The sequence below is a fragment of the Anoxybacillus sp. B2M1 genome (assembly GCF_001634265.1).
Lineage (GTDB): Bacteria > Bacillota > Bacilli > Bacillales > Anoxybacillaceae > Anoxybacteroides > Anoxybacteroides rupiense.
In genome coordinates, this window is sequence record NZ_CP015435.1 from 2760006 (window position 1) to 2780641 (window position 20636).

Annotated in this window: 17 protein-coding genes; 15 read left to right on the top strand and 2 right to left on the bottom strand. The window is 43.9% G+C overall.

Annotation, left to right across the window (positions count from 1 at the left end):
• The first annotated feature begins 30 nt into the window (after positions 1-30).
• A complete protein-coding gene (locus tag GFC28_RS13460; protein ID WP_044741513.1) occupies positions 31-198 on the top strand; it encodes a XapX domain-containing protein in 168 nt (55 codons plus the stop codon).
• 29 nt (positions 199-227) lie between these two features.
• Here the strand turns inward: GFC28_RS13460 and cls are convergent, their stop codons facing one another.
• Entirely contained in the window at positions 228-1415 is a 1188-nt protein-coding gene (gene cls, locus GFC28_RS13465; protein ID WP_044741514.1) for a cardiolipin synthase, read from the bottom strand.
• Between the two features lie 203 nt (positions 1416-1618).
• On the opposite strand from cls, the gene GFC28_RS13470 reads away from it, so the two are divergent.
• The 9 genes from GFC28_RS13470 to GFC28_RS13510 all read left to right on the top strand — a co-directional run bounded on the left by GFC28_RS13470 (position 1619) and on the right by GFC28_RS13510 (position 14905).
• Positions 1619-3724, top strand: a complete 2106-nt coding sequence (locus tag GFC28_RS13470) for a heterodisulfide reductase-related iron-sulfur binding cluster (RefSeq protein ID WP_044741515.1) — start codon at positions 1619-1621, stop codon at positions 3722-3724.
• A 215-nt stretch (positions 3725-3939) separates the two neighbouring features.
• The gene (locus GFC28_RS13475) at positions 3940-5118 is read left to right on the top strand and encodes an acetyl-CoA C-acetyltransferase (RefSeq protein ID WP_044741516.1); all 1179 of its coding nucleotides are present in this window, start codon (positions 3940-3942) and stop codon (positions 5116-5118) included.
• Between the two features lie 158 nt (positions 5119-5276).
• Positions 5277-6128, top strand: a complete 852-nt coding sequence (locus GFC28_RS13480) for a 3-hydroxybutyryl-CoA dehydrogenase (RefSeq protein WP_044741517.1) — start codon at positions 5277-5279, stop codon at positions 6126-6128.
• 42 nt (positions 6129-6170) lie between these two features.
• The gene (locus tag GFC28_RS13485) at positions 6171-7304 is read left to right on the top strand and encodes an acyl-CoA dehydrogenase (RefSeq protein WP_044741518.1); all 1134 of its coding nucleotides are present in this window, start codon (positions 6171-6173) and stop codon (positions 7302-7304) included.
• Between the two features lie 16 nt (positions 7305-7320).
• The gene (locus GFC28_RS13490; RefSeq protein ID WP_044741519.1) at positions 7321-8463 is read left to right on the top strand and encodes an acyl-CoA dehydrogenase; all 1143 of its coding nucleotides are present in this window, start codon (positions 7321-7323) and stop codon (positions 8461-8463) included.
• A 21-nt stretch (positions 8464-8484) separates the two neighbouring features.
• Entirely contained in the window at positions 8485-9114 is a 630-nt protein-coding gene (locus GFC28_RS13495; protein ID WP_044741591.1) for a TetR/AcrR family transcriptional regulator, read from the top strand.
• A 21-nt stretch (positions 9115-9135) separates the two neighbouring features.
• Positions 9136-12393: a fused isobutyryl-CoA mutase/GTPase IcmF gene (gene icmF / locus GFC28_RS13500; protein ID WP_044741520.1), complete on the top strand. Its 3258-nt coding sequence runs from the start codon at positions 9136-9138 to the stop codon at positions 12391-12393.
• Positions 12394-12581: 188 nt separating this feature from the next.
• On the top strand, positions 12582-13139 hold the full coding sequence (gene rpoE, locus GFC28_RS13505; protein ID WP_044741521.1) for a DNA-directed RNA polymerase subunit delta: 558 nt from the start codon (positions 12582-12584) through the stop codon (positions 13137-13139).
• Positions 13140-13309: 170 nt separating this feature from the next.
• Entirely contained in the window at positions 13310-14905 is a 1596-nt protein-coding gene (locus GFC28_RS13510; RefSeq protein WP_044741522.1) for a CTP synthase, read from the top strand.
• Between the two features lie 43 nt (positions 14906-14948).
• Here GFC28_RS13510 and GFC28_RS13515 read toward each other — a convergent pair whose 3' ends face one another.
• Positions 14949-15482 (bottom strand): DUF2529 domain-containing protein, encoded by a 534-nt coding sequence (locus tag GFC28_RS13515; protein WP_044741592.1) that lies wholly within the window; start codon positions 15480-15482, stop codon positions 14949-14951.
• A 188-nt stretch (positions 15483-15670) separates the two neighbouring features.
• Between GFC28_RS13515 and GFC28_RS13520 the strand changes: the two genes are divergently transcribed.
• The 5 genes from GFC28_RS13520 to glpX all read left to right on the top strand — a co-directional run bounded on the left by GFC28_RS13520 (position 15671) and on the right by glpX (position 20186).
• On the top strand, positions 15671-16030 hold the full coding sequence (locus tag GFC28_RS13520; RefSeq protein WP_044741523.1) for a response regulator: 360 nt from the start codon (positions 15671-15673) through the stop codon (positions 16028-16030).
• A gap of 191 nt (positions 16031-16221) precedes the next feature.
• Complete coding sequence (locus tag GFC28_RS13525; RefSeq protein ID WP_044741524.1) at positions 16222-17082, top strand: class II fructose-bisphosphate aldolase; 861 nt, start codon at positions 16222-16224, stop codon at positions 17080-17082.
• A gap of 86 nt (positions 17083-17168) precedes the next feature.
• Entirely contained in the window at positions 17169-17816 is a 648-nt protein-coding gene (fsa, locus tag GFC28_RS13530; RefSeq protein WP_044741525.1) for a fructose-6-phosphate aldolase, read from the top strand.
• Between the two features lie 89 nt (positions 17817-17905).
• On the top strand, positions 17906-19192 hold the full coding sequence (locus GFC28_RS13535; protein WP_044741526.1) for a UDP-N-acetylglucosamine 1-carboxyvinyltransferase: 1287 nt from the start codon (positions 17906-17908) through the stop codon (positions 19190-19192).
• Between the two features lie 28 nt (positions 19193-19220).
• Entirely contained in the window at positions 19221-20186 is a 966-nt protein-coding gene (gene glpX, locus GFC28_RS13540) for a class II fructose-bisphosphatase (protein ID WP_044741527.1), read from the top strand.
• Positions 20187-20636 lie beyond the last annotated feature (450 nt).

The following is a 20636-nucleotide window of genomic DNA, read 5'->3' on the forward strand; positions in this document are numbered from 1 at the left end:
GGACAGCGGACATGAACGGAGGAGAATGTCATGAAAGAAGTAATGATATCATTACTGACCGGCATGGTCGTCGGTTTTTTATTTACCCTATTTCGTCTGCCGATTCCAGCTCCGCCGGCGCTGGCGGGAATTTCAGGAATTATTGGCGTTTATCTCGGCATGAAAGTATTTCAGTGGCTGAGTGTATTTTGGAAATAAAAATGTTGGGGAAAAAGCCCCAACATTTTTTATAGCCATTCAGAAAGAAGGAGAGATAGCGATTCTTTGCCGCGGTCCCATATGGTTCGTTTTTTCCAAAAATCGATCGTCAATCGTTCAGAGCGGGAAAGGTCGCGTTTAATCACCTGATGCATGTGCTGCATAAAGGAACGGTCATAAATCAAGCAATTTATTTCGCCATTTAAAAACAAGCTGCGCTTATCGAAATTAGCGGTGCCAATATCGCATACGCGATCATCGATCATGATCGTTTTCGCATGGTAAAATCCTTGATAAAAACGATAAATTTCCGCTCCCGCATTTAATAAGCGGTAGAAATAGGGAAAGGCGGCTTCCTTGACAAATAGATGATCCGCTTTGAGCGGAACGAGAATGGTCACCGCGACTTGGCGTTCTAATGCGTCAAGCAACGCGTTCATTACTTTAGCACTAGGAATAAAATAAGGGGAACCGATGATGATTTGCTGCTGTGCTTGGCGGATCAGCGCAATGAATTCATTTTCAAGTCCTTGCCCATTTGTCGCAATGAACTGATGGGTAATGGGGCCTTTATCTGCTCGTGGAAAGTGCGGCTGGCGTGTCGTGAGCTTTTCTTTTGTCGCGGCTTCCCAATCATCAAAAAACTGTGTTTGCAAATCCGCTACCCCTTCTCCGGTTATTTTTAAATGATAATCACGCCAATCTCCAAAATCCGTATCCTGGCCAATGTACTCTTTGCCAATGTTGAAACCGCCAACATAGCCAATCATTCCGTCAATGACGGTTATTTTTCGATGATTTCTGCGATTTAGCTTGTAAAAGAAATAAGGGAATGTAGGTTTTCGGCTATAGGCAAACTGGACACCACTTTTTCGCAAAGAACGAATAATTGGTTTAGGAAGTCCAAAGCTGCCGATCCAGTCTACAAGCAAACGGACTTCCACTCCTTCTCTTGCCTTTTGCTGTAAAAGAGAAAAAAAATATTGACTAATGTCGTCCGTTTTGACAATATAAAACAAAATATGAATATGATTTTTTGCTTGTTCGATTGTTTGGAAATAATCGAAGAATAAATGTTTTCCATTGGTAAACAGCTCTATGTTGCCTTGGCGCATCGGGTATTCTTTTTTGGCATTTCCGCTTGTCCGTCTGCGCCCTATTTGTACATCTATTATAATCAGTACAACGAAAATGACAATGACCCACAAAATCATCATTGTACGTTCCTCCTGTCTGCATCGATCGTTATTAATGTTCCCTAAATGAAAAAAATTAGCACCTGCCCCAGCAAAACGTTGTTGACTGAATGCTCATTCATTATTAAAATAAAGCCAAGGGGTATAATTCTGAAAATTTCTTTTGTTATTAATATTATTTTTATTGTTAATGGAAAAACAAGGGGGAAAGGAGCATTAGAAATATGAATGCGTTATTAGTGATGAACTTCCTTGCGTTTTTGCTTGTAACCGCTTACGCTGTGTATTTATTTGCGTATCTTGTAAAAACGCGCATTGCTTACATTAAGCTAGGAAAGAAAGTGGAATTTGACCAAAAGGTAAAAGAAAGGCTAGATAAAATTTGGGTGAATGTATTCGGGCAGAAAAAGCTTTTGAAGGATAAAAAAAGCGGTTTAATCCATGTCGTTTTTTTCTATGGATTTATTCTTGTTCAATTTGGGGCTATTGATTTTATTATGAAAGGAATTGTACCAGGAGCCCATCTTCCATTAGGGCCGCTTTATCCAGGATTTACGTTTTTCCAAGAAATCGTGACTCTCCTCATTTTAATTGCCGTATTTTGGGCGTTTTATCGCCGATATATTGAAAAGCTTGTGCGCTTAAAACGCGATTTCAAGGCTGGATTAGTGTTAATTTTTATCGGGGGGCTTATGCTTTCTGTGTTGTTTGGAAATGGCATGTCCATGATTTGGCACGCCGAGGAAGCAACATGGAGCGAACCGATCGCCTCTCTTGTCGCTGGTGCGTTTTTCTGGGTAGGAAAAACAGGAGCGACTGTACTTTTCTATGTCGCATGGTGGATTCACTTGCTGATCCTGCTTACCTTCTTAGTATATGTCCCTCAGTCGAAGCATGCACACTTAATTGCAGGTCCAGTGAATGTCTTCTTTAGTCGTTTATCCCGACCAAAGCTTGAGAAAATTAATTTTGAAGATGAGACACAGGAATCATTTGGCGTTGGAAAAATTGAAGACTTTAAGCAAACGCAGCTGATCGATTTATATGCTTGTGTGGAATGCGGCCGATGTACGAACATGTGCCCAGCCACAGGAACGGGCAAAATGCTTTCGCCGATGGACTTAATTTTAAAGCTGCGCGATCATTTAACGGAAACAGGAGCGGCTGTGACCTCCAAAGCTCCATGGGTGCCGGCATTTGCGTTTAAAAATACGCGAGGCAATCAGCTGGCGTTTGCCGCACAAGGCTTGCAGGAGCAAGCAGCTACGCTCGAAATGCCAAGCTTAATTGGCGATGTCATTACTGAAGAAGAAATTTGGGCCTGTACGACATGCCGTAACTGTGAAGATCAGTGCCCAGTCATGAATGAACATGTCGATAAAATTATCGATCTTCGCCGTTATCTTGTATTAACAGAAGGAAAAATGAACCCCGATGCCCAACGTGCCATGACCAATATTGAGCGCCAAGGAAATCCATGGGGGCTCAATCGAAAAGAGAAAGAAAATTGGCGGGAGCTGCGCGAGGATGTTCTTATTCCGACGGTGAAGGAAATGCAAAAAGCCGGCGAAGAATTTGAATATTTATTGTGGGTGGGTTCAATGGGCGCATTTGATAATCGAAGCCAAAAAATCGCTTTAGCATTTGCGCGCTTATTAAACGAAGCAGGCGTCAAGTTCGCCATTTTAGGAAATAAAGAGAAAAACTCCGGTGATACCCCACGCCGGCTCGGGAATGAATTTTTATTCCAAGAATTAGTGAATAGCAATATCACTGAATTTGAAAAAGCAGGTGTCAAAAAGATTGTAACAATTGATCCACATGCTTATAACACATTTAAAAATGAATATCCAGATTTTGGATTCGAAGCGGAGGTTTATCATCATACGGAACTTCTTGCCAAGCTTGTGGAGGAAGGGCGATTAGTACCGAAATATGAAGTGAATGAAACCGTTACGTTCCATGACTCTTGCTATCTTGGGCGCTATAACGAAGTATATGAGCAGCCGCGCAGCGTTTTGCGAGCGATTCCAGGCGTTAAGCTTGTAGAAATGGAACGCAACCGCGAAAAAGGAATGTGCTGTGGCGCCGGTGGCGGTCTCATGTGGATGGAGGAAACGACAGGAACGCGCATTAACGTTGCACGTACGGAACAGGCATTGGCTGTCAATCCAACGGTGATCAGCTCCGGATGCCCATATTGCTTAACGATGCTGACGGATGGAACAAAAGCGAAGGAAGTAGAGGAAAAAGTGGCGACGTATGATATTGCCGAGCTTTTAGAAAAAGCGGTATTTGGTGACGAAAACCAAAAGGATATGGTATCTTAAAAAAAATTGAATAAATAATTCGTATTTTTAAAAATAATTAGTATAATAGAAGAGGGAGGTGTGCGAAATGTACACCTTTCTCCTAATCTATTGTATCGAGCGAGCGTTCAGTCTGTATTTTGTAATCGCTTTCTAATTCGAACAGTCCATCGTACAGACTGCTGACACTTAAACATGGCTTAAGTGGATAAATATAGTTCAAAGGGGAGAGGAAGATGGGAAAAACGGTTATTTTAAGCGGAGTGCGTACGCCGTTTGGAAAATTTGGCGGAGGACTTAGCTCATTAACGGCTTCACAATTAGGCGGTATCGCTATGAAGGAAGCGCTTCATCGGGCTAATCTTAGCGCTGAACAAATTGATGAGGTCATTTTAGGAACTGTTCTACAAGGAGGGCAAGGACAGCTCCCTTCACGCCAAGCGGCTCGCTATGCCGGAATTCCGTGGGAAGTGCGCACGGAGACGGTTAATAAAGTATGTGCCTCTGGTATGCGGAGCGTAACATTGGCTGACCAAATCATCCGCGCTGGAGATGGCGAAGTGATTGTCGCCGGAGGAATGGAATCCATGAGTAATGCACCGTATGTTTTACCAAAGGCACGCTGGGGGCTCCGCATGGGCGATTCGACAGTAAAAGATTTAATGGTGTATGACGGTCTCACATGCAGCTTTACAGGTGTCCATATGGGCATATATGGAGGCGAGACGGCCAAAGAATTAGAAATTTCCCGGCAGCATCAAGACGAGTGGGCGTATCGCAGCCATCAGCGCGCGATCGCGGCGATCGAGGCAGGGTTGTTAGCAGAAGAAATTGTCCCGGTTGAAATACCGCAACGCAAGGGTGGAACGTTGTTGGTGGAGCATGATGAATCACCGCGTAAAGATACATCGCTTGATAAATTAGCAAAGCTGTCTCCTGTATTTGATCCGTCTGGCACGATTACAGCCGGCAATGCTCCAGGAGTCAATGACGGAGCAGCTGCGCTTGTTTTAATGAGCGAAGAACGAGCGCTAAGAGAAGGAAGAAAGCCGTTAGCGACCATTATCGGTCATGCTGCGATAGCTGTTGAGGCAAAGGACTTCCCAAAAACACCAGGGCTTGTCATTAATGAATTGCTCAGAAAAACAGGAAAAAAAGCGGAGGAAGTCGATTTGTTTGAGATTAATGAAGCGTTTTCAGCAGTCGCTTTAGCCAGCATCAAGATTGCTGGATTAGACCCTGAAAAAGTGAATGTGAATGGCGGGGCGGTCGCACTAGGACATCCGATTGGTGCAAGCGGCGCGCGGATTATTATCACGCTCATTCATGAATTGCAACGTCGCGGCGGCGGCATCGGAATTGCGGCTATTTGTAGCGGCGGCGGTCAAGGGGATGCCATTATGGTACAAGTATAAACATTACCAAGGCCCGCAGCTGTACATGGAATGAATAGTGTGGAAAATAAGCCTTGTAGACAGAGCGGGCCATTCTTGACAAGAGGCCAATCGCGATTGATCGACCTATTTCAATGCTGAAGATTTTATAAAAAGTTTGATTGATGGAGGATAGAAAGATGGATGTAAAAAAAGTAATGGTAATTGGTGCCGGTCAAATGGGATCAGGTATTGCGCAAGTATGTGCCATGGCTGGATATGATGTGTTTTTGCATGATTTAAAACAGGAATATGTAGATCGCGGCCTTGCTACGATTTCAAAAAATTTAACGCGACAAGTCGAAAAAGGAAAGCTGACTGAAGACGAAAAAGCAAGTATCTTGCATCGCCTTACCCCTTCTCTAGATCTACAACATGCAAGCGAAGTAGATTTAGTCATTGAAGCGGTTGTGGAAAATATGGAAGTGAAAACAAAGCTGTTTGCGCAGCTTGATGAAATGGCCCCTGCGCATGCCATTTTAGCAACGAACACATCCTCGCTTCCGATTACAGAAATCGCCGCAGCAACAAAACGACCAGAGAAAGTGATTGGCATGCATTTTATGAATCCAGTTCCTGTAATGAAGCTTGTCGAAATTATTCGGGGGCTGGCAACCGCTGAAGAAGTCTATCAAACGATTGAAGATATGACCCACAAGCTCAATAAAGTACCTGTCGAAGTAAACGATTTTCCAGGATTTATTTCAAACCGTATTTTAATGCCGATGATTAATGAAGCGATTTATGCGCTATATGAAGGTGTAGCGACAAAAGAGGCGATTGATGAGGTCATGAAGCTCGGTATGAATCATCCGATGGGACCATTAACCTTAGCAGATTTTATCGGCTTAGATACATGCCTTTATATTATGGAAACGCTTCACGAAGGATTTGGCGATGATAAATATCGTCCATGCCCGCTGTTGCGCAAGTACGTAAAGGCTGGATGGCTTGGACGCAAAACAGGAAAAGGCTTCTACACATATGAATAATCAACAGATGGTTTGACAGGATCCAACAAAGAGGTGACAAACATGAATTTACATTTTACAGAAGAACAAGAAATGATGCGCAAGATGGTCAGAGAGTTCGCAGAAAGTGAAATTGCCCCGTTTGTAGAGCAAATGGAGAAAGGAGAATTCCCTCGCCCCATCCTCAGCAAGATGGCGGAGCTCGGTTTAATGGGAATTACGATTCCAGAAGAGTACGGCGGGGCAGGAATGGATTTTGTTTCGTATATTATTGCGATTCATGAAATTTCAAAAGTCAGCGCAACGGTCGGCGTGATTTTATCTGTGCATACATCTGTCGGCACGAATCCTATTCTTTACTTTGGAACGGAGGAGCAAAAAAGAAAATATGTGCCGAAGCTTGCAAGCGGTGAATATTTAGGAGCCTTTTGCTTAACAGAGCCTAGCGCAGGTTCAGATGCGAAAAGCTTAAAGACAAAGGCCGTTCGCCAAGGAGATTATTATATCTTAAACGGTTCAAAAGTGTTTATCACAAACGGCGGGGAAGCAGATACGTATATTGTATTTGCCCGCACAAATCCAGACGAAACAGGAAGCCGAGGCATTTCTGCTTTTATTGTGGAAAAGGATACGCCAGGATTTATCATCGGAAAAGATGAAAAGAAAATGGGGCTTCACGGTTCACGAACCGTACAAATCTCTTTTGAAGATGCGAAAGTGCCCGCGGAAAATTTATTGGGCGAAGAAGGACAAGGCTTTAAAATCGCCATGGCCAACCTTGATGTTGGGCGCATCGGCATTGCTGCCCAATCGCTCGGTATTGCGGAAGCAGCGCTTGAGCATGCAACGGCTTATGCAAAGGAAAGAATCCAATTCGGCAAACCGATCGCTGAACAGCAAGGAGTGGGGTTTAAACTTGCTGATATGGCGACAGCGACGGAGGCTGCCAAGCTGCTCGTTTATCGTGCTGCCTTTTTGCGCGCAAATGGAATTCCGTGCGGCAAAGAAGCATCAATGGCTAAGCTGTTTGCATCGCGAGCGGCTATGGAAAATGCCATTGAAGCGGTACAAATTTTCGGGGGGAACGGATACACCGAAGATTATCCGGTAGAGCGCTTATTCCGTGATGCAAAAATTTGTGAAATTTACGAAGGAACAAGTGAAATTCAACGGTTAGTGATTAGTAAACAATTATAAAAACGGGGGAGAGGACATGAATTTCCAATTAACAGAAGAGCATGAAATGATACGAAAAATGGTGCGGGATTTTGCTAAAAATGAAGTCGCGCCAACAGCGGCAGAGCGCGATGAAGAGGAGCGCTTTGACCGCAGTATTTTCGATAAAATGGCCGAGCTTGGCTTAACCGGCATTCCATGGCCGGAAGAATACGGCGGCATTGGCAGTGATTATTTAGCTTATGTGATTGCTGTGGAAGAGCTATCAAGAGTTTGCGCTTCGACAGGCGTAACATTGTCGGCCCACATTTCTTTGGCAAGCTGGCCTATTTATAAATTTGGTACTGAGGAGCAAAAACAAAAGTATTTACGCGCTCTTGCAACTGGCGAAAAACTTGGAGCTTACGGCCTTTCGGAGCCAGGGGCAGGATCGGATGTTTCTTCCATGAAAACGCGGGCGGTGCTTGACGGGGATCACTATGTGCTAAACGGCTCGAAAGTATGGATTACGAACGGCGGAGAAGCGGAAATTTATGTTGTATTCGCGGTGACAGACCCAGAGAAAAAGCATAAAGGCATTAGCGCGTTTATTGTAGAAAAAGGAACGCCAGGATTTTCGATTGGCAAAAAAGAGAAAAAACTTGGTATCCGTTCTTCGCCAACAACCGAGCTTATTTTTGAAGATTGCCGCATTCCGAAGGAAAATCTTCTCGGTCAAGAAGGGGAAGGCTTTAAAATTGCCATGATGACATTAGATGGCGGGCGCAACGGCATCGCTGCACAAGCAGTAGGCATCGCGCAAGGAGCATTGGATGCGGCGGTGGAATATGCAAAAGAACGCGTTCAATTTGGCAAGCCGATCATCGAGCAGCAGGGAGTCGGATTTAAGTTGGCGGATATGGCGACAGCCGTTGAGGCGTCTCGCTTGTTAACCTACCAAGCAGCATGGCTAGAATCCAATGGTCTTCCATATGGCAAAGCGTCAGCGATGGCCAAACTGTTTGCTGGAGACACAGCGATGAAAGTAACGGTAGATGCGGTTCAAGTTTTTGGTGGATATGGATATACAAAAGATTATCCAGTCGAACGCTTTATGCGTGACGCGAAAATTACGCAAATTTATGAAGGAACACAAGAAATTCAACGAATTGTCATTTCAAGAATGCTCACAAAAGAATAAGCGGAGCGATCCACGATGAATATGAAAAAACGAGAAGTCCCAGCATCTGTAAAGGATGAACGCCTTGTGAAAAAAAGGCGCAATGAAATGATTAAAGGGGCCATTTCCCTTTTCAAGCAAAAAGGATTTCATCGTACCACAACAAGAGAAATTGCGAAAGCATCAGGGTTTAGCATCGGAACTTTATATGAATATATCCGTCAAAAAGAAGATGTGCTGTATTTAGTGTGTGACCGCATTTACGATGAAGTACGCGAACGGATGGAAAAGGACATTGATACTCATCATGGAACAATTGAAAGCTTTAAATTGGCGATCGCTCATTACTTTAGGGTGGTCAATGAATTGCAGGACGAAGTCCTTGTCATGTACCAAGAAGCAAAATCATTAACGAAAGATTCGCTCCCATATGTTCTTAATAAAGAACTACAAATGGTCGGAATGTTTGAAAATATTTTGCAGGCTTGTGTGCAAAATGGCGTGTTTGAATTAACAGAACAAGAAATTCAGCTGTTTGCCCATAACATTTTTGTGCTAGGGCAAATGTGGGCGTTTCGCCGTTGGGCGCTGCACAAAATGTATACATTGGAAGAATATATTGAATTGCAGACGGATTTGTTATTAAGGGGTATTTTGGAAAAACGGTCATAATGACAATAAGGGGGAGAGAGGATGGCTCACATTTACCGTCCGAAACATCATGTTCGTTTTGTGACAGCCTCTAGCTTATTTGATGGCCATGACGCTTCAATTAATATTATGCGCCGCATTTTACAAACAAGCGGCGCCGAAGTCATTCATCTAGGGCATAACCGCTCGGCAGAAGAGATTGTCAATGCGGCCATTCAAGAAGATGTTCAAGGCATTGCTGTTTCTTCTTATCAAGGAGGACACGTCGAATTTTTTAAATATATGTATGATCTGTTGCAGGAAAGAGGCGCTTCCCACATCCGCATTTATGGCGGAGGGGGCGGCGTCATTATTCCTAGGGAAATAAAAGAGTTACATGACTATGGAATTGCCCGCATTTTTTCGCCAGAAGACGGTCGTGTTCTCGGCTTACAGGGAATGATCAATGTCATGTTGGAAGAGTGTGATTTTCCAACGGTTCGAACGATCACGGATGAACTTGAACGCTTGCCAAATGGCGACGTTCAAGCGGTTGCCCGCCTGATTACCTTATGTGAAAACCGGATGGATACGGCAACAGAAGTCGCCGCTGCTGCGGAGACGGTTCTTGATAAAATAAAAGAGCTGACAAAGCCTGTTCCGGTTGTAGGGATTACAGGAACGGGGGGAGCAGGAAAAAGCTCGTTAACCGATGAATTAATACGCCGCTTTTTAAATGAAATTCCTGATAAAAAGGTGGCAATTTTATCAGTTGACCCAACGAAGCAAAAAACAGGTGGTGCGCTATTAGGAGACCGCATTCGTATGAATTCCATTCATTCTCCGCGAGTCTATATGCGCAGCCTAGCCACTCGTAGCTCTCGTTCTGAGCTTTCATTGGCGATTCAAGATGCGATTGAAGTCGTAAAAGCAGCCGGGTTTGATTTAATCATTGTTGAAACGAGCGGAATCGGTCAAGGGGATGCTGCGATTACCGAAGTGTGTGATATTTCCATGTATGTCATGACGAGTGAATTCGGTGCACCGACACAGCTTGAAAAAATTGACATGATTGATTATGCGGATTTAATCGTGATCAACAAATTTGAGCGCAAAGGTTCTGAAGATGCAAAGCGCCAGGTGCAAAAGCAATATCAGCGCAGCCATCAATTGTTTGATAAAGATTTATCAGAAATGCCGGTATATGGAACGATTGCAAGCCAATTTAATGATCCGGGCACGAATACATTGTTTGTCGCTTTAATTGATCTGATCAACAAAAAAGCGGGAACGAACTGGACAACAACGCTTGAATCGGTGGCAGATGTTCAAAAACAAAATGTGATTATTCCGAATGATCGCCGCTATTATTTGCGTGAAATCGCTGATACCGTTCGCTCTTATCATAAAAAATCTGAGCAGCAAGCGGATGTGGCTCGGCGGTTGTTCCAATTAGAAGGGGCCATTGAAGCCGTCAAAGAGCGTGAACGAAACGAGAAAGTGCTCGCCTCGCTCGAAGCGTTAAAGCAACATTATGAAAATCAATTAACAGCGGAATCTAAGCAAATTCTTGCTTCATGGGAAGAGCTTAAAGCGAAATATGCTGCCAAGCAATTTGTGACAAAAATCCGCGATAAGGAAATTGTGACAGATTTAACGACGAAAAGCTTGGCCGGCTTAGATATTCCAAAAGTAGCGCTGCCGAAATTTAAAGATTATGGGGAAATTTTACGCTGGGTATATAAGGAGAATGTACCGGGTTTCTTTCCATATACAGCTGGCGTATTCCCGTTCAAGCGCCAAGGGGAAGATCCGAAGCGGCAATTTGCTGGCGAAGGCACGCCAGAACGGACGAACCGCCGTTTTCACTATCTCTGTAAAGATGATCCGGCGAAGCGCTTAAGTACGGCTTTTGATTCGGTCACCTTGTATGGAGAAGATCCGCAATATCGTCCTGATATTTTTGGGAAAGTAGGCGAAAGTGGTGTAAGTGTTTGTACGCTTGATGATATGAAGAAGTTGTATAAAGGCTTTGATTTATGCCATCCATCGACCTCTGTTTCCATGACCATCAATGGTCCAGCGCCCATTATTTTGGCGATGTTTATGAATACGGCGATTGAACAGCAAGTGGAAAAACGAGAAGAAGAATTAGGCCGTCCATTAACAGAGGCAGAATATGAAGAAGTGAAGGCTTGGACGCTGCAAACCGTGCGCGGCACGGTGCAAGCGGATATTTTAAAAGAGGATCAAGGACAAAACACATGCATCTTCTCGACAGAATTTGCGTTAAAAATGATGGGAGATATTCAAGAATACTTTATTAAAAACAAAGTGCGCAACTACTATTCCGTTTCGATCTCCGGCTATCATATCGCCGAAGCAGGAGCGAATCCGATTACACAGCTCGCGTTTACGTTGGCGAACGGCTTCACGTATGTTGAATATTATTTAAGCCGGGGCATGCATATTGACGATTTTGCACCAAACCTTTCCTTCTTCTTTAGCAACGGATTAGATCCTGAATATACGGTAATCGGGCGTGTGGCTCGCCGTATTTGGTCCGTTGTGATGCGTGAAAAATACGGCGCAAATGAGCGCAGCCAGAAGTTAAAATATCACGTGCAAACATCCGGGCGCTCTCTGCATGCACAGGAAATTGATTTTAATGACATTCGAACAACGCTTCAAGCGCTAATGGCGCTTCATGATAACTGTAACTCGCTTCATACAAACGCGTATGATGAAGCGATCACAACACCAACCGAAGAGTCGGTCCGTCGTGCGATGGCGATTCAGCTCATTATTACAAAAGAGCACGGTTTAACGAAAAACGAAAATCCGTTACAAGGATCATTTATTATTGAAGAATTAACCGATTTGGTTGAAGAAGCGGTATTAAAAGAATTTGAGCGCCTCAATGACCGCGGCGGTGTATTAGGCGCGATGGAAATGCAATACCAACGTGGCAAAATTCAAGATGAATCCATGTACTATGAAATGAAAAAGCATAGCGGCGAACTTCCGATTATTGGCGTGAACACCTATTTAAATCCGAATCCGCCATCAGAAGAAGAGCTCAACAGCATCGAATTAGCTCGAGCATCATACGAAGAAAAAGAATTGCAAATTAAGAACTTGCAAGCATTCCAAGAACGCAATCGAGATAAGGCCGAAGAAGCGTTAAATCGCTTGAAGCACGCAGCAGTAAGCGGAGGCAATATTTTTGAAGAGTTGATGGAGACGGTTAAAGTCGCCAGTCTTGGTCAAATTACAAAAGCATTATATGAAGTGGGCGGACAATACCGCCGCAATATGTAATCAAACCATCGCAGGCTGATCCATTGTATTGGATCAGCCCATTTTTCGCTGAAAAAATTTTAGAAACTATTGATTCAGAGCTAGCATAAACAAAGAGAATTTGTTTATAATGAATGGTATGTATTCCAAGTGCATTCATTCATTTTTATCGGTAGGGAAGTTTATTACATAGAAAGGGAGTGCCGGATTTGAGTTTGCAGCAATACTCTCCAGAGGAATTACAAGAAATGTCACTCGTTGAACTCGCTTATCTTGTGATGGCAGAGAGAAAAGAAGCGCTATTATTTCAAGAGCTTGTTCGTGAAATTGCTGCTTTAGCAAATTTGCAAGAAGAAGATGTGAAGGGGCGCCTTGCGCAATTTTATACAGATTTGAATATCGACGGCCGTTTTATTTGCATTGGAGAAAATCGCTGGGGATTGCGCTCTTGGTATCCATACGATCAAACAGAAGACGAAAATGTTACAACGATCAAGCCGAAGAAGAAGAAAAAAGTATTGGATGAATATGATGATTATGATGAAGTTCTTGACGATGAAGAACTAGATTATGATGATCTCGATGATTATGAAGACGAAGAAGATGTCGATTTAGACGACGACCTCCTCGATGAGGACGAATTCGATCTCGACGAAGCGGATGAGTTCGATGAAGAACTGCTTGATGAAGATGAGTTTGAACTCGAAGATGAAGAAATGGACGATGAACTGCTAGAGATGGAGGAAGCAGAAGAGGAGGAAGAATGACCTTCCTCTTGACTTTACATGGCGGACTATGTAGAATTTTATTTGGGCTCTTTAAAAATTATTAAATATGATAACGCTCCCTTACAAAGGTAAGAGGGGCGTTTTTTATTTTGGCGCTTTGAGCACACTTTAAAGTGTTACATATATTTTTGGCAAGGGGGAAAAACAAGATGACAAAGTATATTTTTGTAACGGGTGGCGTTGTCTCGTCATTAGGAAAAGGAATCACGGCTGCCTCGCTAGGCCGTTTATTGAAAAATCGCGGATTGAATGTAACGATTCAAAAGTTTGATCCATACATTAATGTCGATCCAGGGACGATGAGTCCGTATCAGCATGGAGAGGTATTTGTAACGGATGACGGTGCAGAAACGGATTTAGATTTAGGACATTATGAGCGCTTCATTGACATTAATTTAAATAAATACAGCAACGTCACAACTGGGAAAATTTATTCTGCGGTATTGAAAAAGGAACGCCGTGGTGATTATTTAGGGGGAACTGTACAAGTCATCCCTCATATTACGAATGAGATTAAAGAGCGAGTGTTTCGTGCTGGCCGTGAAACAAATGCCGATGTAGTGATTACGGAAATTGGCGGAACGGTTGGAGACATTGAATCGCTGCCGTTTTTAGAAGCCATTCGTCAAATCAAAAGCGATGTTGGCCGCGACCATGTCATGTATATTCATTGTACGCTTGTTCCGTATATTAAAGCAGCTGGAGAAATGAAAACAAAGCCAACTCAGCATAGTGTAAAAGAATTACGCAGCTTAGGGATTCAGCCAAATGTCATTGTGGTTCGTACCGAAATGCCGATGTCGCAAGAAATGAAAGATAAAATTGCGCTATTTTGCGATATCGACCCGAAAGCTGTAATTGAAGCGCGCGATGCCGATACATTATATGCTGTGCCGTTAATGCTGCAGGAGCAAAAATTAGATCAAATTGTTTGCGAACATCTCAAGCTGAACTGCCAAGAAGCAGATATGACCGAATGGAGGGCGCTTGTCGAAAAAGTGCGCCATCTTTCTGATAAAACGAAAATAGCGCTTGTCGGGAAATATGTAGAATTGCAGGATGCTTACATTTCAGTTGTTGAAGCACTTCGCCACGCGGGTTATGCTTTCGATGCAGAAGTAGAAATCCAATGGATCAATTCAGAACATGTAGATCGCGATAATGTTCATGAACTGTTAAAAGATGCTAGCGGGATCCTCGTTCCGGGTGGATTTGGTGATCGCGGCATTGAAGGAAAAATCGAAGCGATTCGCTACGCCCGGGAGCAGCAGATTCCGTTTCTCGGAATTTGTCTCGGCATGCAGTTGGCGTCAGTTGAATTTGCCCGCCACGTAGTTGGATTAGAAAATGCGCACTCATCAGAGATTGATCCAAATACTCCTCATCCTGTCATTGATTTGCTTCCAGAGCAAAAAGATATTGAGGATTTAGGGGGAACGCTGCGCTTGGGATTATATCCATGCAAGCTTGTTGAAGGAACTCTTGCCTATGAAGCTTATCAGGATGAGGTCATTTATGAGCGTCATCGCCATCGTTACGAATTTAATAACCAATATAGACAAATCATGGAACAAAAAGGATTTGTTTTTTCCGGCACAAGCCCAGATGGACGTTTAGTGGAGATTATTGAATTAAAGGATCATCCATGGTTTGTGGCGGCTCAATTCCATCCGGAATTTACTTCTCGTCCAACAAGACCGCAGCCGCTGTTCCGTGAATTTGTAAAAGCATCATTGCAGAAATAAAAACAGTAGAATAAGACGATCTCGCATCAATGGCGAGATCGTCTTATTCGTTGTATTCCTCAAAAATTTCATGAATCGTAAAGAACAAGCAATAGTAGGCAAATAGCGCCATCATGACAACTGGAAATCCAAAGCGCGTACCGTCATCCTTTGGAATAAGAGGCTTTACCAGCTTGCTGTCAATATGCACATCGGCTACATCGGCAAGCGAAGGCTCTTGAGGGACGGCAGCTGAAATGGCGACGACTGGAATGTTTTGCTGAATCAACTGCTCAGTTAATGCAATGGCACGCTCATCGTTGGAGAAGCGCGTAATGAGTAAAACACGATCGGTTTCATTCCTATCTGCACGAATCGTTCCGTGCTTCATGAGCGGCGCGGCTTTGGGCAACATCTCTGCTCCCTTTATGGCCGTAAGAGCAACGGATTCCATCTCATCAAAGCCATGAATCAAAATGCGCCCGTCCCCGATCAATGCTTGAGCAAGCAGGCGCGCACCATCTTCGATCGCCATTTCTTCTTGCTCTGCGAGTTTTTTGAAGTAACCCGTTAATTGGGTGGAAAAAACTTTCATCATGCTTTTTTTCACCGTCCTTTACATCATTACAGTATACTGAATTGGGGAAAGAACACAACCGTTTCATTTGGCTGCTGATGATCGCTACTGTATTCGTTTGCGGACAATGATGGAAAAGAGGCAGGAAATCAACAAAGAAATGCGGAATTATACAAATTAGCAAAACAAAGAATAGAGGTGCATAACAGATGGGAAACAAACTTTTAATCGTTGACGATCAATATGGCATTCGTATTTTACTAAATGAAGTTTTTCAAAGAGAAGGATATACAACCTTTCAAGCAGCTAACGGTATACAAGCATTAGAGATCGTCCAAAAGCACCAACCTGACTTAGTATTATTAGATATGAAAATTCCAGGAATGGATGGAATTGAAATATTAAAACGGATTAAGGCAATGAATGAGAACATTAAAGTCATTATTATGACAGCATATGGCGAGCTTGATATGATTCAGGAAACAAAAGATTTAGGCGCCATCATGCATTTTGCTAAACCATTCGATATTGATGAATTGCGGGAAGCGGTGAAAAAATATATTTCGTAATGCGCTTTCAATAAATTTTTGTGGAATTCCTAGGTGCGCATAATGTTGCTGTTTCGTCTCGAAGTTGGTATGCTTATAAAGTAAGGCCGAAGCGCGCCTTTCATACATAATGCAAGTTGTTGCGGCGATGCTGCGGCATAGCCTCCCTTTTGACGAAAGGCGGAGTTTAATGACAAGGAGGGTTTTTTATCATGCCTTTAGTATCGATGAAGGAAATGCTAAACAAAGCGTTAGCAGAAAAATATGCGGTAGGGCAATTTAATATTAACAACTTAGAATGGACCCAAGCCATTTTAGCCGCTGCCGAAGAAGAAAAATCTCCAGTAATCCTCGGTGTATCAGAAGGAGCAGCTCGATATATGGGCGGCTTTAAAACGGTTGTCAACATGGTGAAAGGATTAATGGAGGATATGAATATTACCGTTCCTGTGGCCATTCATCTTGACCATGGTTCCAGCTTCGAAAAATGTAAAGCAGCGATTGATGCTGGTTTTACATCCGTAATGATCGATGCTTCTCATCATCCGTTTGAAGAAAATGTCCAAATCACTTCACAAGTGGTCGAGTATGCCCATACGCGCGGCGTGTCTGTCGAAGCGGAGCTCGGCACAGTCGGCGGACAAGAGGACGATGTGGTGGCAGACGGCATTATTTATGCAGATCCAAAGGAATGCGAGGAGCTTGTTAAGCGTACAAATATCGATTGCTTGGCTCCAGCGCTTGGTTCTGTGCATGGTCCTTACAAAGGAGAGCCAAAATTAGGATTCAAAGAAATGGAAATTATCCGTGATTTAACGCGCGTTCCGCTTGTATTGCACGGCGGTACAGGCATTCCGACGGAACAAATCCAACGCGCGATTTCACTTGGAACCTCAAAAATCAATGTAAATACTGAAAACCAAATGGCCTTTACAAAAGTTGTGCGTGAAATCTTGGCGCAAGATACAAAAGTATACGATCCACGCAAAATTATCGGTCCTGGCCGTGACGCTATTAAAGAAACCGTCATTGGGAAAATGCGCGAGTTTGGTTCCTCTGGCAAAGCTTTGTAATCAGATAGCCGCATCGTTTCGGTTTGAACCCGAAACGAGCGGTTTTGTTTCATTTCATTAAGGAATATGTTTAGGAGGAGAGAGCGATGAAATTCTTTATTGATACGGCAAATTTGGAAGAAATTAAACAGGCTAATGAGCTGGGGGTTTTAGCGGGAGTGACGACCAACCCGAGCCTTGTAGCCAAAGAAAACGTGTCCTTCCACGATCGCCTTCGCGAGATTACATCAATTGTATCAGGTTCTGTAAGCGCCGAAGTTATTTCAATGGATGCAGAAGGAATGATTCGCGAAGGAGAAGAGCTAGCGAAAATCGCTCCAAATATTACGATTAAAGTACCGATGACGCCAGAAGGTCTTAAAGCCGTTAAGGCATTTAGTGAAAAAGGAATTCAAACCAACGTTACCCTCATCTTTACTGCCAATCAGGCTCTGTTAGCTGCACGTGCTGGTGCAACCTATGTTTCACCATTCCTTGGGCGTTTAGACGATATCGGTCATAACGGATTAGAGCTTATTTCAACGATTGCCAACATTTTTGATATTCACGGCATTGAGACAGAAATCATCGCAGCATCCATTCGTCACCCACTTCATGTAACGGAGGCAGCATTAAGAGGAGCTCATATTGCGACGATTCCTTATAAGGTATTAATGCAGCTATTCCAGCATCCACTTACTGATCAAGGAATTGAAAAATTTTTAGCGGATTGGAATCAGCAAAAACAGCGATAAAAATCATGAGTTTTGGTCTAAACTGTAAATAAGCGTTTCCGTTGCAATTCGCGCAAAAGCAAGGCATCTTCGCTGGAAGGGAGACTACAATGGAAAAATTAAAGATCATAGGCGGCGACCCTTTGCGCGGAACGGTGCGAGTCAGCGGGGCGAAAAACAGTGCTGTGGCGTTGATTCCAGCAACGATTCTCGCTGAATCGCCGGTAACAATCGAAGGGCTGCCTGATATTTCGGATGTTCGCGTATTAGGAGAGTTAATCGAGGAAATTGGCGGCACGTTCCATTTTGATGGCAAAGAAGCGACAATTGATCCGACGAACATCGTGTCAATGCCTCTTCCAAACGGAAAAGTGAAAATGCTGCGCGCTTCTTACTATTTAATGGGAGCGATGATCGGCCGCTTTAAAAAAGCTGTCATCGGTCTACCGGGCGGTTGTCATTTAGGACCGCGCCCGATCGACCAGCACATTAAAGGGTTTGAAGCGTTAGGAGTTAAAGTCACAAACGAGCAAGGAGCCATTTACTTGCGTGCGGATGAATTGCGCGGTGCCCGTATCTATTTAGATGTAGTAAGTGTTGGGGCAACCATTAACATTATGCTGGCTGCTGTACGCGCGAAAGGACGCACCATCATTGAAAATGCTGCAAAAGAGCCAGAAATCATTGACGTAGCCACACTACTGTCCAACATGGGGGCTAAAATTAAAGGAGCGGGAACGGATATTATCCGCATTGATGGGGTGGAGCGATTGACAGGGTGCCGTCATTCCATTATTCCTGATCGAATTGAGGCAGGAACCTTTATGATTGCCGCAGCTGCCATGGGACAAGAAGTGATGATCGACAATGTGATTCCGCAGCATTTGGAGTCATTAACAGCAAAACTGCGTGAAATGGGTGTGCGTGTCGAAGCAAGCGATGATCAAATGGTGGTTGTTGGATCTCCGCAAATGAAAGCGGTCGATGTGAAAACGCTCGTATATCCAGGCTTTCCAACAGATTTGCAGCAGCCATTCACAGCTTTATTAACCAAGGCACATGGGACAAGCGTTGTTACCGATACCATTTACAGTGCGCGTTTTAAACATATTGATGAGTTGCGGAGAATGAACGCCAACATTAAGGTAGAAGGACGCTCGGCCATCGTAACCGGTCCAACGCTGCTGCAGGGAGCGAAAGTGAAAGCGAGCGATTTACGGGCGGGTGCAGCTCTTGTAATCGCTGGTTTAATGGCGGATGGAATGACGGAAATTACTGGGGTCGATCATATCGACCGTGGGTATAGCCATCTTGTCGAAAAATTGACAGGATTAGGCGCAACCATTTGGCGGGAGAAAATGACCGATCAGGAAATTGAGCAAATTCAAAATCTATAGGCAACGAAGGGGAGAGGGAGAAGTCACAATGGAAAGAAGTTTATCAATGGAGCTTGTTCGTGTAACGGAAGCAGCGGCATTAGCCGCAGCGCGCTGGATGGGCCGCGGAAAAAAGGATGAAGCGGACGGTGCGGCGACATCGGCGATGCGTGACGTCTTTGACACGATTCCAATGAAAGGAACAGTCGTTATCGGTGAAGGAGAAATGGATGAGGCGCCGATGCTATATATTGGTGAAAAGCTAGGAAACGGTTATGGGCCGCGTGTTGATGTGGCAGTTGACCCTCTAGAAGGAACCAATATCTTGGCATCTGGGGGCTGGAATGCATTGGCGGTAGTAGCAGTAGCCGACCATGGAAATTTACTTCATGCTCCTGATATGTATATGGATAAGATTGCCGTTGGCCCAGAAGCAGTAGGGATGATTGATATCAATGCGCCAATTATAGACAATTTGAAAGCGGTTGCGAAAGCGAAAAATAAAGATATTGAAGACGTGGTGGCCATCGTGTTAAATCGCCCGCGGCATGAGCATATTATAGCGGAACTGCGAGAGGCCGGCGCCCGCATTAAACTCATTAATGATGGCGATGTGGCCGCAGCGATTAATACGGCGTTCGATCATACCGGCGTTGATATTTTGTTTGGATCAGGAGGAGCGCCAGAAGGTGTATTAGCCGCTGTGGCATTAAAATGCTTAGGCGGTGAAATTCAAGGGAAGCTTCTGCCGCAAAATGACGCAGAATTGGAACGATGCAAAAAAATGGGATTAAATGTCGACAAAGTGCTGCGCATGGAAGATTTAGTAAAAGGGGATGACGCTATTTTTGCTGCAACGGGTGTCACTGACGGTGAGCTTTTGCGAGGAGTTCAATTTAAAGGCTCTTATGGAGAAACGCATTCCCTTGTCATGAGGGCGAAATCAGGCACGGTTCGTTTCATTGACGGGCGGCACAGCTTAAAGAAAAAACCTAATTTAGTCATTAAACCATAAGCCATGTGAGCGAGGGGCAGATGCAGCTTCCCTCGCTCCTTTCTATCACGCTGTCACTAGTCAAATGGCTGGAAAGATGAAAAACCAAGGAATTCATCCCATTTTTGTAGAATGGGAACGTTTCATTGACAGCCTATGGTGTTTTAATTTATCTAGAAACTGGAGTGCATCAGATGAGAAAAGGACAATAACAAGCTTCATATCGCCGCAAATGTTCAGTTACATCTACTCATATAGCACCTCAACCCGCTCATTTTTGTTGTAAGGTCCAAATGGATGATCTATCATCATCATTTTATGGGCGCTTGCCTATGTAGTGTTCCAATCAATCGGCGAATGGATGATATGTAATCGATCTCATCCGCAAATGATCAACATCCGGCTCCGCACGTCGCTTAGCTTTACTTCGGAGGAAACACTCTAACCTGTATTGATCATGATAAAAATAAA

Coding starts and splice junctions, on each gene's coding strand:
- GFC28_RS13480 (WP_044741517.1), top strand. CDS start 5,277: ATGGATGTAAAAAAAGTAATGGTAATTGGTGCCGGTCAAATGGGATCA.
- GFC28_RS13490 (WP_044741519.1), top strand. CDS start 7,321: ATGAATTTCCAATTAACAGAAGAGCATGAAATGATACGAAAAATGGTG.
- GFC28_RS13535 (WP_044741526.1), top strand. CDS start 17,906: ATGGAAAAATTAAAGATCATAGGCGGCGACCCTTTGCGCGGAACGGTG.
- glpX (WP_044741527.1), top strand. CDS start 19,221: ATGGAAAGAAGTTTATCAATGGAGCTTGTTCGTGTAACGGAAGCAGCG.
- GFC28_RS13520 (WP_044741523.1), top strand. CDS start 15,671: ATGGGAAACAAACTTTTAATCGTTGACGATCAATATGGCATTCGTATT.
- cls (WP_044741514.1), bottom strand. CDS start 1,415: ATGATGATTTTGTGGGTCATTGTCATTTTCGTTGTACTGATTATAATA.
- GFC28_RS13495 (WP_044741591.1), top strand. CDS start 8,485: ATGAAAAAACGAGAAGTCCCAGCATCTGTAAAGGATGAACGCCTTGTG.
- GFC28_RS13525 (WP_044741524.1), top strand. CDS start 16,222: ATGCCTTTAGTATCGATGAAGGAAATGCTAAACAAAGCGTTAGCAGAA.
- GFC28_RS13470 (WP_044741515.1), top strand. CDS start 1,619: ATGAATGCGTTATTAGTGATGAACTTCCTTGCGTTTTTGCTTGTAACC.
- icmF (WP_044741520.1), top strand. CDS start 9,136: ATGGCTCACATTTACCGTCCGAAACATCATGTTCGTTTTGTGACAGCC.
- GFC28_RS13515 (WP_044741592.1), bottom strand. CDS start 15,482: ATGATGAAAGTTTTTTCCACCCAATTAACGGGTTACTTCAAAAAACTC.
- fsa (WP_044741525.1), top strand. CDS start 17,169: ATGAAATTCTTTATTGATACGGCAAATTTGGAAGAAATTAAACAGGCT.
- GFC28_RS13475 (WP_044741516.1), top strand. CDS start 3,940: ATGGGAAAAACGGTTATTTTAAGCGGAGTGCGTACGCCGTTTGGAAAA.
- GFC28_RS13485 (WP_044741518.1), top strand. CDS start 6,171: ATGAATTTACATTTTACAGAAGAACAAGAAATGATGCGCAAGATGGTC.
- GFC28_RS13460 (WP_044741513.1), top strand. CDS start 31: ATGAAAGAAGTAATGATATCATTACTGACCGGCATGGTCGTCGGTTTT.
- GFC28_RS13510 (WP_044741522.1), top strand. CDS start 13,310: ATGACAAAGTATATTTTTGTAACGGGTGGCGTTGTCTCGTCATTAGGA.